At 62.9% G+C, this 16,320-nt stretch carries 18 protein-coding genes and 1 pseudogene; 7 read left to right on the top strand and 12 right to left on the bottom strand.

Going from position 1 to position 16,320, the window contains the following annotated elements; genetic code table 11:
• Positions 1-36: 36 nt before the first annotated feature.
• Genes NKJ73_RS12860 through NKJ73_RS12850 form a run of 3 tightly spaced genes read right to left on the bottom strand, consistent with a single transcriptional unit; the run spans position 37 to position 3,884 of the window.
• The gene (locus NKJ73_RS12860; RefSeq protein WP_352569666.1) at positions 37-1,923 is read right to left on the bottom strand and encodes an ABCB family ABC transporter ATP-binding protein/permease; all 1,887 of its coding nucleotides are present in this window, start codon (positions 1,921-1,923) and stop codon (positions 37-39) included.
• Between the two features lie 20 nt (positions 1,924-1,943).
• Positions 1,944-2,318 (bottom strand): ArsR/SmtB family transcription factor, encoded by a 375-nt coding sequence (locus NKJ73_RS12855; RefSeq protein WP_023677733.1) that lies wholly within the window; start codon positions 2,316-2,318, stop codon positions 1,944-1,946.
• Between the two features lie 60 nt (positions 2,319-2,378).
• Entirely contained in the window at positions 2,379-3,884 is a 1,506-nt protein-coding gene (locus tag NKJ73_RS12850) for a LysM peptidoglycan-binding domain-containing protein (RefSeq protein ID WP_352569664.1), read from the bottom strand.
• Positions 3,885-3,998: 114 nt separating this feature from the next.
• Between NKJ73_RS12850 and NKJ73_RS12845 the strand changes: the two genes are divergently transcribed.
• A complete protein-coding gene (locus tag NKJ73_RS12845; RefSeq protein ID WP_352569662.1) occupies positions 3,999-4,610 on the top strand; it encodes an LOG family protein in 612 nt (203 codons plus the stop codon).
• A 59-nt stretch (positions 4,611-4,669) separates the two neighbouring features.
• Here NKJ73_RS12845 and NKJ73_RS12840 read toward each other — a convergent pair whose 3' ends face one another.
• Positions 4,670-5,575, bottom strand: coding sequence for a LysR family transcriptional regulator (locus tag NKJ73_RS12840; RefSeq protein ID WP_352569659.1), 906 nt, complete (start codon positions 5,573-5,575; stop codon positions 4,670-4,672).
• 100 nt (positions 5,576-5,675) lie between these two features.
• Here NKJ73_RS12840 and NKJ73_RS12835 point away from each other — a divergent pair, with 100 nt between their 5' ends.
• On the top strand, positions 5,676-5,966 hold the full coding sequence (locus tag NKJ73_RS12835) for a muconolactone Delta-isomerase family protein (protein WP_352569658.1): 291 nt from the start codon (positions 5,676-5,678) through the stop codon (positions 5,964-5,966).
• 55 nt (positions 5,967-6,021) lie between these two features.
• Here the strand turns inward: NKJ73_RS12835 and rarD are convergent, their stop codons facing one another.
• The 7 genes from rarD to cysS all read right to left on the bottom strand — a co-directional run bounded on the left by rarD (position 6,022) and on the right by cysS (position 12,433).
• Entirely contained in the window at positions 6,022-6,954 is a 933-nt protein-coding gene (gene rarD / locus NKJ73_RS12830) for an EamA family transporter RarD (protein WP_352569656.1), read from the bottom strand.
• An 83-nt stretch (positions 6,955-7,037) separates the two neighbouring features.
• Positions 7,038-8,660, bottom strand: a complete 1,623-nt coding sequence (gene cimA / locus NKJ73_RS12825) for a citramalate synthase (RefSeq protein ID WP_352569654.1) — start codon at positions 8,658-8,660, stop codon at positions 7,038-7,040.
• Positions 8,657-9,613 (bottom strand): prolyl aminopeptidase, encoded by a 957-nt coding sequence (gene pip / locus NKJ73_RS12820; RefSeq protein WP_023677740.1) that lies wholly within the window; start codon positions 9,611-9,613, stop codon positions 8,657-8,659. Before pip ends, cimA begins: the two co-directional genes overlap by 4 nt.
• The gene (locus NKJ73_RS12815; RefSeq protein WP_352569652.1) at positions 9,610-10,086 is read right to left on the bottom strand and encodes a GFA family protein; all 477 of its coding nucleotides are present in this window, start codon (positions 10,084-10,086) and stop codon (positions 9,610-9,612) included. The genes pip and NKJ73_RS12815 overlap by 4 nt, the downstream gene beginning before the upstream one ends.
• A complete protein-coding gene (locus NKJ73_RS12810; protein ID WP_023677742.1) occupies positions 10,083-10,574 on the bottom strand; it encodes a GFA family protein in 492 nt (163 codons plus the stop codon). Before NKJ73_RS12810 ends, NKJ73_RS12815 begins: the two co-directional genes overlap by 4 nt.
• 6 nt (positions 10,575-10,580) lie before the next feature.
• Complete coding sequence (locus tag NKJ73_RS12805; RefSeq protein WP_023677743.1) at positions 10,581-10,967, bottom strand: VOC family protein; 387 nt, start codon at positions 10,965-10,967, stop codon at positions 10,581-10,583.
• Positions 10,964-12,433 carry a cysteine--tRNA ligase gene (gene cysS, locus NKJ73_RS12800; protein WP_352569650.1) on the bottom strand — a complete coding sequence of 490 codons (1,470 nt, stop codon included), beginning with the start codon at positions 12,431-12,433 and terminating at the stop codon, positions 10,964-10,966. Before cysS ends, NKJ73_RS12805 begins: the two co-directional genes overlap by 4 nt.
• Before the next feature lie 414 nt (positions 12,434-12,847).
• Here cysS and NKJ73_RS12795 point away from each other — a divergent pair, with 414 nt between their 5' ends.
• On the top strand, positions 12,848-12,997 hold the full coding sequence (locus NKJ73_RS12795; protein ID WP_352569648.1) for a hypothetical protein: 150 nt from the start codon (positions 12,848-12,850) through the stop codon (positions 12,995-12,997).
• 55 nt (positions 12,998-13,052) lie between these two features.
• Here the strand turns inward: NKJ73_RS12795 and NKJ73_RS12790 are convergent, their stop codons facing one another.
• On the bottom strand, positions 13,053-13,814 hold the full coding sequence (locus NKJ73_RS12790; protein ID WP_352569646.1) for an SOS response-associated peptidase: 762 nt from the start codon (positions 13,812-13,814) through the stop codon (positions 13,053-13,055).
• 123 nt (positions 13,815-13,937) lie between these two features.
• On the opposite strand from NKJ73_RS12790, the gene NKJ73_RS12785 reads away from it, so the two are divergent.
• The 4 genes and pseudogenes from NKJ73_RS12785 (at position 13,938) to NKJ73_RS12770 (ending at position 16,295) form a co-directional block, all read left to right on the top strand.
• Positions 13,938-14,363 carry an NUDIX hydrolase gene (locus NKJ73_RS12785; RefSeq protein ID WP_352569644.1) on the top strand — a complete coding sequence of 142 codons (426 nt, stop codon included), beginning with the start codon at positions 13,938-13,940 and terminating at the stop codon, positions 14,361-14,363.
• Positions 14,364-14,411: 48 nt separating this feature from the next.
• The gene (locus NKJ73_RS12780) at positions 14,412-14,789 is read left to right on the top strand and encodes a TIGR02301 family protein (protein WP_023677748.1); all 378 of its coding nucleotides are present in this window, start codon (positions 14,412-14,414) and stop codon (positions 14,787-14,789) included.
• A 374-nt stretch (positions 14,790-15,163) separates the two neighbouring features.
• Entirely contained in the window at positions 15,164-15,421 is a 258-nt protein-coding gene (locus NKJ73_RS12775) for a hypothetical protein (RefSeq protein ID WP_023677749.1), read from the top strand.
• Positions 15,422-15,501: 80 nt separating this feature from the next.
• Positions 15,502-16,295 (top strand): annotated as a pseudogene (locus tag NKJ73_RS12770) (hypothetical protein).
• Positions 16,296-16,320 lie beyond the last annotated feature (25 nt).

The raw sequence follows: 16,320 nt of genomic DNA, 5'->3' as shown, positions 1-16,320 counted from the left end.
ACGATCTCAACTTAAGTTGAGGTCAAGCACGAATTTTCAGCTCACCTCCGAGGTGCGGCGGCGGACGACGACGCCGAACTCGTCGCTTTCGCGGGCAATGCGCAGCCGCTCCTCGGCCTCGCTTGCCTCGCGCTGGCGGTCCCACATCGATGCATAAAGGCCGCGCTTGGCTATCAAGGCGACATGGGTGCCGCGCTCGGCGATCTGGCCATCCTGCAGGACGATGATCTCGTCGGCCGAAATCACTGTGGACAGCCGATGGGCGATGACGAGGGTGGTGCGGCCCTGGCTGACCAGGTCGAGTGCCGCCTGGATCTCCTGCTCGGTGTGGCTGTCCAGCGCCGAGGTCGCCTCGTCGAGCATCAGGATCGGCGGTGCCTTCAAAATGGTGCGGGCAATCGCCACCCGCTGCTTCTCGCCGCCGGACAGTTTTAATCCGCGCTCGCCGACCATTGAGCGATAGCCGTCGGGCAGCCGCTCGATGAACGGTCCGATCTGGGCCAGTTCTGCCGCCTTGCGCACATCCTCCTCGCTGGCGCCGACGCGGCCGTAGCGGATGTTGTAGGCGATGGTGTCGTTAAACAGCACCGTGTCCTGCGGCACCATGCCGATGGCAGCGCGCAAGCTCTCCTGCGTCACGTCGCGAATGTCCTGGCCGTCGATCAGAATCTTGCCGCGCTGGATGTCGTAGAAGCGAAACAAAAGCCGCGAAATGGTCGACTTGCCGGCTCCGGAGGGGCCGACGATGGCCACCGTCTTGCCGGCTGGCACCTCGAAGCTGATGCCCTTCAGGATCTTGCGGTTGGGGTCGTAGGAAAAATGTACGTCGCGGAACTCGACCCTGCCGGCATCGACGACCAGCGGCTTGGCGCCCGGCCGATCGACGATCTCACGCTTGACGTCAAGCAGATCGAACATGTTTTCGATGTCGGTCAGGCCCTGGCGAATTTCGCGGTAGATCATGCCGATGAAATTCAGCGGCACCGAAAGCTGTATGAGCATGGCGTTGACGAAGACGAAATCGCCGACGCTCTGTGTGCCCGCCTTCACCTCGAGCGCCGACATCACCATGACGACGGTCATGCCGATACCGAAGATCACACCTTGGCCGAAGTTCAGCCAGCCAAGCGAGGTCCAGGTCCTGGTCGCCGCCAACTCATAGCGCGCCGTGGACCGGTCGAACCGCTCGGCCTCCATGGCTTCGTTATTGAAATATTTGACTGTTTCGTAGTTGAGCAGCGAGTCGATCGCCTTCGTGCTGGCTTCATTGTCGCTTTCGTTCATCTCACGGCGGATCGAAATACGCCAATCGCTCGCCCTAACGGTGAACCAGACATAGAGCCAGACCGTGACCGCGATCACCAAGACGTATAGCCAGCCATAGGCGACGGCGAAGATGCCGGCGGTGAGCGCGAATTCGACGATTGTCGGCGCCGTCGCCAGCATGGTGAAGCGGACGATCGTCTCGATGCCCTTGGTGCCGCGCTCGATGACGCGCGACAGTCCGCCGGTGCGCCGTTCGAGGTGGAAGCGCAGCGACAGTTCGTGCATGTGCACGAAGGTGCGGAAGGCGAGCCGGCGCACCGCATGCTGGCCGACCCGTGCAAACAGGGCGTCGCGTAACTGGTTGAAGCCGAGCTGCACCAGCCGCACGGCATTGTAGGCGACGACCAGCATGACCGGCGCCAGCAACAGGGCCGGCAGCGGCGGCGGCGATTTGCTATCGCCGGCCAGTGCGTCGGTCGCCCATTTGAAGAAATAGGGTCCGGCCACCAGGGTCAGCTTGGCGACAACCAGCAGTACGGTTGCCCACACCACGCGCGCCCTCAGGTCGGCGCGGTCGGCCGGCCACATATAGGGCCAGAGATTGCGCAACGTTCTGAAGGTCGAGCCGGAATCTGCGGAAACGGTTTTCTCGGCCATTCTTGTTTACCTTTATGATTTTAGCGGCCGGAGCAGCAGGAATCGACCAGCGCGGCCAGCGATGCCGAAACATCGGCGAGCGCGGCGCGGTCGAGCTCATAGCGCGAGCGCTGGCGGTCAGGCTCGAAGCGGATCAGCCCGGCCTCAACCAGGATCTTCAAATGCTGGGAAACGGTGGACTGCGCCAGGTCGAGATGCTCGACGACCTCTCGACAGCAGCAGGAACGGCTTGCGGAAAGGTGTTTGAGAATTTCGATCCGCGCTGGATGCGAAAGGGCCGCGAGCCGGACAGCGACAGCGCGGCTATCCGGCGTGCAGTTGGCCGGCGTGCAGTTGGCCGGCGCGCGTTCATCTGCCGCGCGGCTTCGGTCCGTTACGAGGGGGGATTCGGTCATCGTCCATCGGCGATAAACGATGACTGGCCCTGCCGCAAGCTATCCTGATGGGCAGAACGGCTACTCGGTCTTGACTGGCGCCGTCGTCATCTGGTCGCCCATTGCCTTGAGATCGGCGGGCTCGCCTTCCTTCGATTTCTCCGGCACCTTGAACACCTGCCCCGGCCAGATGCGGTTCGGATTGCTGATCTGGTCCTGGTTGGCGAGATAGATGGTCGAGTAGCGCATGCCCTGGCCATAGACCCGCCGCGAAATCCGCCACAGCGTGTCATGGCGGCGGATGATGACTGCGCCATCGGCATGTTCGAGCTTTGGCGCCACGGTCTCGGGAGTTTCGCCCGGGGGCGTTGCGACAGCCATTTCGGCCGGGGCCTCGGTTGCAGGAGCGGGGGCAGTTGCGGGCGTTTCGGCGGCCGTTGCCGGTGCGGCTTCGGTCGCCGGAGCATTCGGCTCGGCTGGTTTTATCCCGGCAGGCTTCTGCTCGGCCGGCGCCACGGCCGCAACCGCCTCACCAGGCTCGCGCTCGAACGGCACAGCCGCACGGGCCACCACCGTCACGCCGTCGGCGTCGAGCGCATCGACGTGGATGGTGTAGGTGCCGACCGGGATGTCGCGTGTCGCTTCGACCAGGAAGTGGCGGTCGGGCGAGGTCTTCGCGTCACCGAGCAGGATATCGTTGGCATAGGCACGCACCTTGCGGCCGGGATCGGCAAGGCCGGCAACGAAAATCTTGTTACCGTCGATTTCGACAGCTTCGACGACGATCTTCGGCTCCGCCGCGGGAGTGGCGGGCGCTGCCGGTGTGGCGGGTGCTGCCGGAGCCGGCGCGGCTTCAACAGCGGCCGGCGCGGCAGGAGCAGGCGCTGCTGGAACATCAGCCGCCGGGGCGGCTGGCGCCGGCGCTGCGGCAGCCGGCAATTCGGTGCCGGTGGCGGGTGGCTGAACGGCCGCCTGTTCGCCGACAGGCGGCGAGGCGTCAGATTTCGCCTGAGGGCCCGGAACAGTGAGCAGTTCGGACGGCTTGCCCGGCTCCTCGACCATTGCCAGCACCTGGCCGGTGGAATTCTGGGGGATCGAAACGACGGCGGTCTGCGCCGAGGCGGTCACGACATTGCCAGCCGTCGAGCGCAGTGTGATCGTGTAGTCGCCGGGCTTCAGCGGATCGTCGAGAATAATGGCAAAGGCGCCGTCGGGACCGGCGACCGTCGAGCCGAGGACAGCCGAACCGTTGAGAATCTCGACCTTGGCGTTGGGCGCCGCATTGCCGGCGACGACGATCGAGCCGTTGCTTTCGACGCGCACGATGTCGAAGGTCGGCACGATTGCACCTGCTGTGGCCGGCGCGGCGGGCGCTGCCGCATCGGTGGACGCGGCAGACGCAGGCGGCAGCCGGCCCTCGGTCGCCGGAGCGGCCGGTTTCGAAGCCGGCGGCGTCAGCGCCGCGACCTCCGCAGGCCGGGTAGAATTGAGATACGGGTCGAGCGCGCCCGATACATAGGCGGTTCCCGCCGCGGCGACAGAGCCGCCAGCCGCGAACAAAAACGCCTTCAATGGATTAATTGCCATGTTTCCCTGCCCCTTAGCCACCTAATTTCGGTCTAGCCTGTTTTACCAAAGCCGACAAGAAAAAGCCCGCCCCAGGGCTTGACCATGCCAATAGTCCCTATCACCAATCATAACATGAACACGATTCGATCTGTCTGCGTCTATTGCGGCTCGTCCCCGGGCCGAGATGAAACCTATATCAAGGCCGGACACCTGCTTGGCCGCTCGATCGCCAAGTCCGGCCTGCGTCTGATTTATGGCGGCGGCACTAAAGGTATCATGGGTGCCGTCGCTGAAGGGGCATTAAAGGCCGGTGGCAAGGTAACCGGCATAATTCCGCGTTTTCTGATCAACAGGGAGGCGACCGAAACCGCGCTTAACCGGCTCGACGAGCTCGTCGTCACCGACAACATGCACGAGCGCAAGCACAGGATGTTCGAGAAATCCGACGCCTTTGTGGCGTTGCCCGGCGGCATCGGCACCGTCGAGGAGATCGTCGAGATCATGACTTGGGCGCAGCTCGGCCATCACCGCAAGCCGATCGTCTTCGGCAACGTCGGAGGGTTCTGGGATCCGATGCTGGCGTTGCTCGACCACATGGCAGCGGAGGGCTTCATCCACACGGCGCAACGGGTCAAGCCGCTGGTGGTCGAGGATCCGGAAGCAATCGTCGCCGCTATCATGGTGGCGGGATTCTCCGTCGATGCACCGACGGAGGGCGTGCAGTCGGTGATTGATAAGATGTAGAGTGAATGGTGAATGGTGAAGTAGAAGACTTTCCAAACCGGCGCCTGTCTATTCACTATTCACTCCTTCCCTACTGCCTTCCTCAAGTCTCCGATGACCGCACGCTTGTCCTGACGCCGCCAGGCGAGATGGATCGAGACGGTGCGTTCGAACCACGGCAGATCGCGAAACACGATCTGAAGCGGGGCGGCACTCCGCAGGCTGGCCTGCACCGTCGCCAGCCCAAGCCCGGCGCTGACCAAGCCCAACGACGTCAACGGATCGGTCGTCTCATAGGCTATGTCGGGCAGGAAACCGGCCTTCGCACAGGCGGCGAGAAATTGGCTACGGTTGGTGTCGTCAGGCTGGCGCACCACCGTGATCCAGGTACGGCCGTCCAGTTGCTGCGGCAGTATCTCCGCGATTTCTGCCAATGGATCGCCTTCCGGCATCGCCAGAACCAGCGGCTCGCGCATGATGAGCATGGCGACGATGTCGGGATCATCGGCAGAAGGAGGCGTGTTGACAAGGCCCAGATCGAGCGATCGTTCGCGCAGCGCTTCGATCTGGGCGGCGGAACGCTGACCCTTCAGTTGAAGATGAAATTCGGGCCGGTCGCGGCGAAACTGGCGCAGCATCCGAGCGACAAGCCCGGCATGGACCGCACCTTCCACATAACCGATGGCGAGACGGCCGACCGTACCGCTGGCGAGATTGCGGCCGAGTTCCTCGAGCCGTCTTGCATGGGCCAGCAGCGCACGCGCCTCGGCAAGAAAAGCGCGGCCCTCGGCATTGAGATGAACACGCTGCCTCGCCCTCTCGAACAGTGCGACGCCCAGCTGCTCCTCCAGCTGAATGATCTGACGGCTGAGCGGCGACTGCGAGATGTGCAGCAATTCGGCGGCACGCCCGACGTTGCCGGTTTCGGCCACCGTGATGAAATAGCGGAGCTGGCGCAGGTCGAACATTGTTGCTTCGATGCTCAAGTCCCGTGAGGTCTCAAATTTAGCCTAATCAGTCTTGGACTGTCTGGCCAGCAGAAGCGAATATTTCCGCCATTCCAACGGCCAACATCAGGAGATTCCGATGCAGTTCTTTGCCCTTCTTGCGCGCAACACCGAAAAGTTCACCGACGCCGATTTCGCGCCGCTGCTGCCTGGCGAGGCCGAGCAGCGCCGCACGCTCTATGCCGAAGGCGCCGTGCGTCAGGTGTGGAATCGGGGCGACATTCCCGGCAGCGGCATGATGTTCGAAGCCGGCAGCGATGTCGATGTGCGCCACCATCTTGCAACTTTACCGCTGGTCAAGGCCGGCATGATGGATATTGCCGCCGTCGTGCCGCTGCAGCCATATCCCGGCTTCGGGCCGAAGCGCTGAGCGCTCGTGAAAGACGCGGCTGCCGGCATTAAGACCGGCCAGCCGCCTTTCTTCGTTACGCGGCTCGAGCTGATGCGGAAACGGTCTTGCGCGCCGAAGAAAACATCGACCAGGAGTACATCGCCAGTGCCGCCCAGATCAGCCCGAAGGCTATGGCCTGAACACTGCCGAAGGGTTCGCCGAAAATCAGCACCGCGATCAAAAAGACGATCGTCGGCGCGATATATTGCATGATGCCGATGGTGGAGAGGCGCAGCAGCCTGGCGCCGAACGCAAACAACAGCAGAGGCACGGCGGTGACCGGACCGCAGCCGATCAGCAAGGCGGTGTCGTTCAGCGAGCTGGAGACGAAATGATCCTGTCCTGTGGCGATCAGGAAGATGATGTAGCCGAGTGCCGGCACCGACAGCAGCAGCACTTCAAGCAGGAAGCCCTGGCTCGGGCCGATTGGCAGCGTCTTGCGGAAGAAGCCATAGGCGGCAAAGGAAAAGGCTAGCACCAGCGACACCCAGGGCAGTTTGCCGGCGTCGATGGTCAGCACCGCGACCGCGATTGCCGCCAGCACCACCGCCGCGATCTGCAGGCGGTCGAGCCGCTCGCCGAGGAGCAGCGCGCCGACAACGACGCTGACCAGCGGGTTGATGTAGTAGCCGAGCGCGGTCTCGATGGTGCGGTCGACCGCGATCGCCCAGACATAGATGCCCCAGTTGACCGAGATCAGCGCCGCCGTCAGCACCGCCATCGAAATGATGCGCGGTGAACGAACTGCCGCTTTGAAATCGGCAGTGCGGCCGGCCCAGACCAGGACAGCGGCCGCGATCGGCACCGACCAGACGATGCGGTGGGCAATGACTTCGGCCAGCGGCAGATGCGCGACAGCCTTCATGTAGAAGGGCAGCAGCCCCCAAAGCAGGTAGGCGCCGAGCGCCAGCAGGAAGCCGCGACGAGCTTTGGTATCGGCCTCGATTTGAAGTGCTTGGGTAGCCATGGCCCAAGGCTATGCGCCAGCGGCTTGCCCAAAACCATCGCAAATTGCTGATGGATCAATGGAGTCTCGCTGATGGTTCAACGCTATTCCGCCGCCGCCAATCCCGCCATGTCGCGGTTCTTCATCAGCTTGTAGACGATCGAATCCATCAGCGCCTGGAACGAAGCATCGATGATGTTTTCGGAGACACCGACTGTCCACCAGCGCGCACCGGTGCCGTCATGCGATTCGATCAGCACGCGGGTGATCGCCTCGGTGCCGCCATTGAGGATACGCACCTTGAAGTCGGCCAGTTCGAGATCGGCGATCTCGCTCTGGAATTTGCCGAGATCCTTGCGCAGCGCAATGTCGAGCGCGTTGACCGGGCCATGGCCTTCGGCGACCGACATCTTCTCCTCGCCCTCGACCAGCACTTTCACGATCGCCTCCGAGACCGTCTTCAGCTGGCCGTTGGCGTCGAAGCGGCGCTCGACCATGCAGCGGAACGAGGTGACGCGGAAGAATTCCGGCAGGCCATGCAGCATCTTGCGCGCCAGAAGCTCGAAGCTGGCGTCGGCGCCTTCGTACGCGTAGCCCTCCGCCTCACGTTCCTTGACTACAGCGATCAGCGCATCGAGGCGATGGTCATCCCGGGGCATGTCGATGCCGCGCCGCTTCAGCTCGGCGAGGAAATTGGCCTTGCCACCTTGGTCCGAAACCATGACGCGGCGGCGGTTGCCGACAGTCTCTGGCGGCACATGCTCGTAGGTCGCCGGCTCCTTGGCCAGCGCCGAGGCATGGATGCCGGCCTTGGTGGCGAAAGCGGAGGCGCCGACATAGGGCGCTTGCGCTTCGGGCGCGCGGTTCAGCAACTCGTCGAAGGCGCGGGACAGGCGCGATATACCGGTCAACGCTTCTGCCGAAATGCCTGTAGCAAAGCGGCCCGAAAAGGCCGGCTTCAACGCCAATGTCGGCACGATCGAGATCAGGTTGGCGTTGCCGCAGCGCTCGCCGATGCCGTTCAGCGTGCCCTGGATCTGGCGCACGCCGGCCCCCACGGCGGCAAGCGAATTCGCCACCGCCTGGCCGGTGTCGTCATGGGCGTGGATGCCGAGATGATCGCCCGGTATGCCGGCGGCGATCACCTTTTCGACGATGGCGCGCACCTCGGAGGGCTGCGTGCCGCCATTGGTGTCGCACAGCACCACCCAGCGCGCGCCGGCATCGTAGGCCGTCCTGGCGCAGGCCAGCGCATAATCTGGATTGGCCTTGAAGCCGTCGAAGAAATGCTCGCAGTCGACCATCGCCTCCTTGCCGGCAGTGAGCGCCGCCTCGACCGAGGCCTTGATCGCCTCGAGGTTCTCCTCATTGGTGCAGCCGAGCGCGACGCGGACATGGTAGTCCCAACTCTTGGCGACGAAGCAGATGGCGTCCGACTTCGACTGGACCAGCGCGCCAAGCCCAGGATCGTTCGAGATCGACACTCCTGCCCGTTTGGTCATGCCAAAGGCAACGAACTTGGCATCGGCCGTGCGGCGCTCGGCAAAGAAGGCGGTGTCGGTTGGATTGGCGCCGGGGTAGCCGCCCTCGACGTAGTCGATGCCGAACTCGTCGAGCAGCTTGGCGATGGCGATCTTGTCCTCGACGGAGAAGTCGACACCCGGCGTCTGCTGACCATCGCGCAGCGTGGTGTCGAACAGATAAAGGCGCTCGCGAGCCATGGTCATTTCCCGGCAAACATGTCCGTTGCGCGGATCAGCCTGTCGAGGATGCCCGGCTCCGAATAGGCGTGGCCGGCGCCTTCGATCAGATGGAAATCCGCTTGCGGCCACGCCTTGTGCAGCGCCCAGGCGTAGCGCGCCGGGCACGGCATGTCGTAGCGGCCGTGAACGATGGTACCCGGGATATCCTTAAGCTTCCATGCATCGCGCAGCAGCTGTCCCTCTTCCAGCCAGCCGGCATGGACGAAATAGTGGTTCTCGATGCGGGCGAAAGCCAGGGCATAATCATCCTGGCCGAAGGGACCGCTGGTTTCCGGTTCCGGCAGCAGCGTGATCGTCTCGCCTTCCCACAGGCTCCAGGCGCGGGCGGCCTCGACCTGCGCCACAGGATCGCTGCCGACCAGCCGTTTGCGGTAGGCGGCCATCATGTCGCCGCGCTCGGCCTCCGGGATCGGCGCCAGAAACCGCTCCCACTTGTCGGGGAACATCTCCGACACGCCGAACTGGTAGTACCATTCGAGTTCGGCGCGGGTCAGCGTGTAGATGCCGCGCACGACCAGTTCGCTGACCCGCTCGGGGTGGGTCTCGGCATAGGCCAGCGCCAGCGTCGAACCCCACGAACCGCCGAACACCAGCCATTTGTCGAAGCCGCACATTTTTCGCAGGCGCTCGATGTCGGCGACCAGGTGCCAGGTGGTGTTGGCTTCAAGCGAGGCATTGGGCGTCGATTTTCCGCAGCCGCGCTGGTCGAACAGGATGACATCGTACAGCTTCGGATCGAACAGCCGCCGGTGCTTTGGCGAAATGGTGCCGCCCGGCCCGCCATGCAGGAAGACAGCCGGCTTGGCCCCTCTGGTGCCGGAGCGCTCCCAATAGACCTGATGGCCATCGCCAACGTCGAGCATGCCGGACTCGAAAGCCTCGATCTCGGGATAGAGGGTACGGAATTCGCTGCTCATAATTTCAGGCCCTGCTGCGGCCAGTTGGCCGTCTCGTGATCGGGATGCTGGAAGGAGATGATGGATTCCTGTCGCGCGTAGAAATCCGGGTCGTCATGGATCGGCGCGTCGAAGATCGTCTCGACCCAAGGCAGCCTGGCGGCGTAGTTAACCTGGATCTGCGGCGCCAGATCGGAACGGTCGTCGAAGGCGCCGATGGCGATCTCCAGCGCGCCGGGCTGGCGGTAGGTCAGCGGTGTGCCGCAGCGGGCGCAGAAGCCGCGATCGATGTTGACCGACGACTGAAAGTAACTCGGCTCCTCGCGCACCCATTCGACCCCGTCGCTCGGCACTGTCACCAGCGCGCCGAAAAACGACCCGAACTGTTTCTGGCACATGCGGCAATGACAAATGGACGAGCGGCCGAGCGCCCCGTGGATGCGGAAGCGCACGGCGCCGCACTGGCAGCCGCCGGTACGAACGGTTTCGGTCATGATTTTTCCTCCGGCGGCCATTGTTCGGTGTCGTGGTCGGGATGTTGGTAGGAGACGAGATCGGCGAGATAGGAGGCCGACGAGACGTCGGCCATCGTTTCCTCACCTGGCAATTCGTGGACGTGATCCACGTACGGGAGCTTGGCTTCTACACCCCATTGGATGGTCGGGGCGATCTCCTCGGGGTGGTCGAATGTGGCGATGGCGAGGGCCACCCCGTCGGGCGCTTCGAAGGTCAGCGGCGTGCCGCATTCGGCGCAGAAACCGCGCAAAGCCGCGTTGGACGAGCGGAAGCGTTTGGGCTCACCGCGCGTCCAGTCCAGCCTTGCGCCGCGCACCGAGACCAGCGGCAGGTAGAAATTGCCGCTCGCCTTCTGGCACATGCGACAATGGCATACGGAAGCATCGCCGAGAGCTCCTTCGACGCGGAAGCGCACCGCGCCGCACTGGCAGCCGCCTGTATAGACCGGTCTGTTGTCGAGGCTCATCGCGCACTACTCCGGGGCATGGCAAACCGCCTCGACATTGTTGCCGTCGGGATCGAAAACAAAGGCGCCATAATAGTTCGGATGGTAGTGCGGGCGCAGGCCCGGCCCGCCATTGTCCTTGCCGCCGGCGGCAATCGCCGCGGCGTGAAAGGCATCGACCTCGGCGCGGCTGCGAGCGGTGAAGGCGACATGCTGATGATCCTTCGGCTTGTCCTTGCCGGCATGCAGCCAAAACACCGGCCGGTCGCGGCCGTAGCCGCCGACCTTGGCGCCGCCGGTATATTCCTGCGGCACCATGTAAAGCAGCGAGGCGCCGAGCGGCGCTATCGCCCTGTCGTAAAAAGCCTTCGACGCGTCGAAATCCGAAACGGTGATGCCGAGATGATCGATCATCTTTTTACCTCCCAGGTGGTGATGCGTTCGCCGGTGACGGGGTCCTTGCCGTCCTTCAACTGGATGCCTTGCGTCAGCAACTCGTCGCGGATGCGGTCGGCCTCGGCCCAGTTCTTGGCGGCGATCAGCGCGAGGCGTTTGGCGATCGCCTTGGCAATGGCGTCTTCATCCACCTTGGCTGTTGCGATGTCGAAGCCGAGGAACAGAAGCGATGCCTTCAGTGAAGCGGCAGCATCGTTGTCTTCGGCGGCTGCCTTGCCGCTACCTGCGTTGAAATCAACAGCATCACCAGCCAACTGCGTCAGCAACTGGAATGCGGCATAGGTGGCAAGGTCATCCGACAGCGCTTCGATCACATCCGCCGGCACCGGCTTTGCCGTCGGCGGCGCCAGATCAGCCGCCCGCTTCCATTTGCGCAGCGTATTCTCCGCCTCTTCCAGCTTGCGCACGGAGAAGTCGATCGGCTCGCGATAGTGCGTCATCAGCATCGCCAGCCTGAGCACCTCGCCCGGCCATTTGCGGCCGCCAAAGGTATCCGTCTCCAGCAATTCGGTGATCGAATAGAAATTGCCCAGGCTCTTGGACATCTTCTGGCCCTCGACCTGCAGGAAACCGTTGTGCATCCAAATCTTGGCCATCGTTTCGGTGCCGTGGGCGCAACGCGATTGCGCGATCTCGTTCTCGTGGTGCGGAAAGATCAGGTCGATACCACCGCCATGGATGTCGAACACCTCGCCGAGATAGGCGGCCGACATCGCCGAGCACTCGATGTGCCAGCCTGGCCGACCCCTGCCCCACGGGCTGTCCCAGCCCGGCTCCTCGGGCGAAGACAATTTCCACAGCACGAAATCCTGCGGGTTCTTCTTGTGCGCATCGACGGCGACGCGCGCGCCTGCCTGCTGCTCGTCGAGATTGCGCTTCGACAACTGCCCGTAATCCGGCATGGAAGCGGTGTCGAACAGGACTTCTCCAGCCGCGACATAGGCATGGCCGCGTTCGATCAAGCGCTGAATCAAGAAGATCATGTCGACCTTGCCGTCGGGCCTGGGCTCGACGAACTCGGTGGCGCGCGGCTCGACCGTCGGCTCCAGGCAACCGAGCGCCGCCACGTCCTTGTGGAACTGGTCGGCGGTCTTTTCGGTGACCCGCCTGATCGCTTCGTTCAGCGACAGCCTGCCAGAGGCAATCTCGCCGCCGAAATCGCGCAGTGCGCGGGCGTTTATCTTGTCGTCGACGTCCGTAATGTTGCGGACGTAAGTGACGTGCGCTTGCCCGTAGAGATGGCGCAGCAAACGGAACAGCACGTCGAAGACGATCACCGGCCGCGCATTGCCGATATGGGCGAAGTCGTAGACTGTCGGGCCGCAGACATACATGCGCACGTTGCGCGGATCGATCGGGAAGAAATCGTCCTTGCTCCGCGTTAGCGTATTGTAGAGGCGCAGGCTCTTCGATGCGTCAGACATACGTGCGTTCCCGGTGCGTTACTTTGGCATGATCTTTTGGGATCGTGCTCTGGATGGAGTCGGTTACGCCGAGGCGCAAATCGGGGTCCAGCCTGCTGGCCGGGGCGTTTGTCCAATCTGGGAGGAGATGAGGCGAAAACGTCCAGGACCAGCGCGAGGCTAGCCGATAATGCAAATGCCACAAATGGCGAAAGACGTTTTCATGGCCGGCTTTATCGCCTTGCCCGGTGTTGCCGTCAAGTCGCTACCTTCGCCAAAAATATCGTTGGCTCACAGGAATTGAGCCACTGAAACATTTTATTAAACAGGTCGGCACTGTGATGAAACATTCGCCGGCTAGATCAGCAAGCGTCACGATTTGGTCGGATTCGGCCAGCAAACGCAGACACGAAGACGTTACCAGGGAAGAGAACAATGCCTAAGCAAGAATCCAACCGCGTCAAGCAACCGGCGCTCGCCAGCCACTACCGGGCGATCGGCCCGGCAGCAATCGTCGCAGCTCTTCTGCACACCGCGAAGAAGAAGAAGCCGGCGCAGAAGATCGTTTCGCCGCGCGCTGCCTGAGAATGCCGTCGGGAAGGTTGAGGCGCTCACGGCGCACCAGCAATAGTAGCTTTTGCTAAAATAAATTCATCTGACTGTCGTTCGCGCCGGACTTCTGGCGCCTGACCTTCTCGGGCTCAGGCTCGACGACGCCCTTCTCCTGAATCTGCGGCCCGGTATTGACGACCTTGTTGACGAGGTCGGAAACCGGGATCGCTTCGAAGAAATCGGGCTGGGCGGGTCTCAGCAGATGGGCCACATCGCGCGGCTCGAGCGTGCGGCAATCCAGCCAGCGCGCGAAATCTTCGGGATGGATCACCACCGGCATGCGGTCGTGGATATGGGCAGTATCGGCATTGGCGTGGGCGGTCAGAATGGCGCCGGTGTCCATTTCCGAGCCGCCCGGCTCGGCATAGGTCTCAATCAGCCCAGCGAAGGCGACAAGCCCGCCACGCCTTGGCCGCACCCAATAGGGCTGCCCACTTCTGCCACCGGTTTGGTGCCATTCGTAGAATCCCGAAGCCGGTACCAGGGCGCGGCGATGGCGCATGGCAGCGCGAAACGACGCCTTTTCCGAAGCCCCCTCAGAACGCGCGTTGAACAGCAGCGGGAAGTTACGCGTATCCTTGACCCAGGCCGGGATCAGGCCCCAGCGCACCAGCATCGAGCGGCGGTCGGGCAGGTTCGAGCCCGCCGCCCGCGGCAATCCGGCGAGCGCCATCAGCACCGGCTGCGTCGGCGCGATGTTGTAGCGGGCCGGAAACTCCTCAAGTTCCGCCAGGCTGAGAAAGGCGGCGGTCTGGTCCGGAGTGGCCGTCAAAGCAAAGCGTCCGCACATGAATTCAGCTCTCGAATTGGTGGCATGTGAAAGTGGCCATGGAACCCGCCTTTCGCAACCGCTAAAGCTGTTCGCCGACGGCCGGTCCACAACGGGCTATGCCAATCGAGCGATCCGAAGCCCATGGAAGCACGCAAGATCATTCCGGCAGTCTCGGTCTGCGTCGTGCGCGAGAACACGGTGCTGCTGGTCAAGCGGGCCAGGCCGCCCTCGCAAGGCCTCCATGCCTTTCCCGGCGGCAAGGTCGAAGCCGGCGAGACGCTGGAACAGGCAGCACGGCGCGAATTGCTGGAAGAGACCGGATTGCAGGCGCGCCGCTACCGGCCGCTGCGGGAAATCCACATCGACGGCAGCGGCGACGGGCATCCGGTCGACTACTGGCTGACGGTGTTTGGGGCCGATTATGCTGGCGGCGAGGCGGTGGCCAGCGACGACGCCGAGACCGCGGCTTTCTATACGCTGGCCGAAATGACAGCGATGCCGCTCGCCGATGCAGTGTTTGAAATTGCCGACGATCTACTCGGTCCCAACAAAGACGGCGAGATCTGAGCCAGAGAATCGCCTTGCAGGCGACAAATTGTTTCAGCACAAGGACTCATGAGCCGCACGTCTTCTTTTCTCGCCGCATGCCTCGCCGTCAGTGTGGTTGTCGGTGCGCGCCCGGCGATTGCCGCCGAAGCACCGTTCGAGCCCGGGCTGATGCGGCTGGCGGAAGTGCTCGGCTCGCTGCATTTCCTGCGTAATCTGTGTGGCGAGAAGGGCGATCGGTGGCGAGCCGAGATGGAAAAACTGATCGCATCGGAAAATCCGAACCCGGAGCGGCGCGCCCGCTTCATCGCCAGCTTCAACCGCGGCTACCGGTCGTTCGGCGGTACTTATACGCAATGCACCGCCTCGGCGACGGAAGCCATCAGCCGCTACATGAAGGAAGGCGAGACGCTGTCTCGCGACATCGCTTCGCGCTACGGAAACTGACGACGGCAGCTGCCGTTCCGGCAAACCGGCATCAACCGCCGGCGCTGTGGGCGGCGGACGCGTTCGACACTTCTCCGCTTGCCTCGGGTGAGGTCTTGGTGCAAACCTGATGTTGCACTTTTGCAACTATGTTAACGAAACGTTAGCGCGCGAATGTGAAATTAACTCAAACTGAAGGTTTCCGTCCCCTTGGCCGGCCTAATCGGCTAAGTTTGAATCGGATCGGACGCAGGTTTGCTGGACGCGACGGAATTTGTAGAAGACGACCAAAAAAATGTCGTATTTACAAATACTTACTGCGCCTGCGTGTAAAAGGGACAACTCAAGCTTGATCCCTGTCCAACGGATCACCGCTTGAAAGGGTGGAAATCGCAATGGAACATGGCGTCAACGACATCGACGCGCTGGTCAGGGAAGAAAAGCGCCTGACCGCCGTGGAAAGCCACAGCGAAGCCTGGGCAGAAGGATTGTCGGCCGGGATCGAGCCGGAAATCATCGCCGAGGCAGCCCTCGAAACGGCATTCGGCGAAATGCTGCGCACCAATGGCGAGACCTCGGCGCTTGCCCTGCTCGATCGCATGCGTGAAAAGGTGATTGCCGGGGCCTTCGAGCCCGAAAGACTGCGGCACTGACCCCGGTTCTTTGACGACGGCGCGCCGCCGGACATCATGTCCGGGCACATGGATGGGCTGGAACCAGGGAGTAGCAGGCGGTGAATTTTTCGATATCAGGCAAGCCGCGCGGCCTGGTCCTCAGCATTTGGCTTACTGCTTCCTGCGCCACGATTCCCCTTGCACTGTTTCTTGCGAGCAGTCCCGCTCACGCCCTCAGCGAGATCAAGCGCGAAGACCTTCCCTCACCGGTCACGCCGCCACCCGACGGTGACATGTCGCCGCCCGGAAGTACCGTGCCGATGCCCGGCCCGCTCGGCACGACGCCACCACCGACCAGCCGGCCGACGCCATCCGACGAGCCGGAACAAACCGAACCGAAAGGGCCGGCCAACGATGGCGGCATGGCCAATCCGCATGTCGATCCGGACGCGCCCGTGCCCGAAGTCGTCTACGACCTGGCCAAGTTGCCGGAACCGGTCAGGCGCATGCACGATCTGATAGTCGAGGCGTGCAAAAGCGGCGACATCGAAAAACTTCGGCCGCTGATCGGCACGGGAGACATGATGACCCAATTGTCGCTGGGCGACATCGAGGGCGACCCGATCGCCTTCCTGAAGGGCCTTTCGGGCGATACGGAAGGCCAGGAGATCCTCGCCATCCTGGAAGAAGTGCTCAGTGCCGGTTTTGTCCATGTCGATGCCGGCACGCCGCAGGATCTCTATGTCTGGCCCTATTTCTTCGCCCTGCCGCTGGACAAGCTCGACGCCAGACAACGGGTCGAGCTGTTCAAGATCGTCACCGCCAGCGACTATGACGACATGAAGCAGTTCGGTGCCTACATGTCGGCATCACGCCGACCGGACAATGGACGTTCTTCGTCGCCGGCGATTGAGTGGCTAAGCATGGTCTCTTGGAGA

Source organism: Mesorhizobium sp. M0074 (assembly GCF_040322975.1).
Classification (GTDB): domain Bacteria; phylum Pseudomonadota; class Alphaproteobacteria; order Rhizobiales; family Rhizobiaceae; genus Mesorhizobium.
The sequence above is the reverse complement of the archived record's forward strand: the minus strand, read 5'-3'. Positions and strand labels throughout refer to the sequence as shown.

What these genes read in the sequence shown, in the direction of transcription:
- NKJ73_RS12805 (WP_023677743.1), bottom strand. Translation starts at nt 10,967, where the DNA reads ATGATCGATCATCTCGGCATCACCGTTTCGGATTTCGACGCGTCGAAG.
- NKJ73_RS12810 (WP_023677742.1), bottom strand. Translation starts at nt 10,574, where the DNA reads ATGAGCCTCGACAACAGACCGGTCTATACAGGCGGCTGCCAGTGCGGC.
- NKJ73_RS12780 (WP_023677748.1), top strand. Translation starts at nt 14,412, where the DNA reads ATGAGCCGCACGTCTTCTTTTCTCGCCGCATGCCTCGCCGTCAGTGTG.
- NKJ73_RS12855 (WP_023677733.1), bottom strand. Translation starts at nt 2,318, where the DNA reads ATGACCGAATCCCCCCTCGTAACGGACCGAAGCCGCGCGGCAGATGAA.
- NKJ73_RS12850 (WP_352569664.1), bottom strand. Translation starts at nt 3,884, where the DNA reads ATGGCAATTAATCCATTGAAGGCGTTTTTGTTCGCGGCTGGCGGCTCT.
- cysS (WP_352569650.1), bottom strand. Translation starts at nt 12,433, where the DNA reads ATGTCTGACGCATCGAAGAGCCTGCGCCTCTACAATACGCTAACGCGG.
- NKJ73_RS12845 (WP_352569662.1), top strand. Translation starts at nt 3,999, where the DNA reads ATGAACACGATTCGATCTGTCTGCGTCTATTGCGGCTCGTCCCCGGGC.
- NKJ73_RS12790 (WP_352569646.1), bottom strand. Translation starts at nt 13,814, where the DNA reads ATGTGCGGACGCTTTGCTTTGACGGCCACTCCGGACCAGACCGCCGCC.
- NKJ73_RS12860 (WP_352569666.1), bottom strand. Translation starts at nt 1,923, where the DNA reads ATGGCCGAGAAAACCGTTTCCGCAGATTCCGGCTCGACCTTCAGAACG.
- NKJ73_RS12785 (WP_352569644.1), top strand. Translation starts at nt 13,938, where the DNA reads ATGGAAGCACGCAAGATCATTCCGGCAGTCTCGGTCTGCGTCGTGCGC.
- rarD (WP_352569656.1), bottom strand. Translation starts at nt 6,954, where the DNA reads ATGGCTACCCAAGCACTTCAAATCGAGGCCGATACCAAAGCTCGTCGC.
- NKJ73_RS12815 (WP_352569652.1), bottom strand. Translation starts at nt 10,086, where the DNA reads ATGACCGAAACCGTTCGTACCGGCGGCTGCCAGTGCGGCGCCGTGCGC.
- pip (WP_023677740.1), bottom strand. Translation starts at nt 9,613, where the DNA reads ATGAGCAGCGAATTCCGTACCCTCTATCCCGAGATCGAGGCTTTCGAG.
- cimA (WP_352569654.1), bottom strand. Translation starts at nt 8,660, where the DNA reads ATGACCATGGCTCGCGAGCGCCTTTATCTGTTCGACACCACGCTGCGC.
- NKJ73_RS12835 (WP_352569658.1), top strand. Translation starts at nt 5,676, where the DNA reads ATGCAGTTCTTTGCCCTTCTTGCGCGCAACACCGAAAAGTTCACCGAC.
- NKJ73_RS12775 (WP_023677749.1), top strand. Translation starts at nt 15,164, where the DNA reads ATGGAACATGGCGTCAACGACATCGACGCGCTGGTCAGGGAAGAAAAG.
- NKJ73_RS12795 (WP_352569648.1), top strand. Translation starts at nt 12,848, where the DNA reads ATGCCTAAGCAAGAATCCAACCGCGTCAAGCAACCGGCGCTCGCCAGC.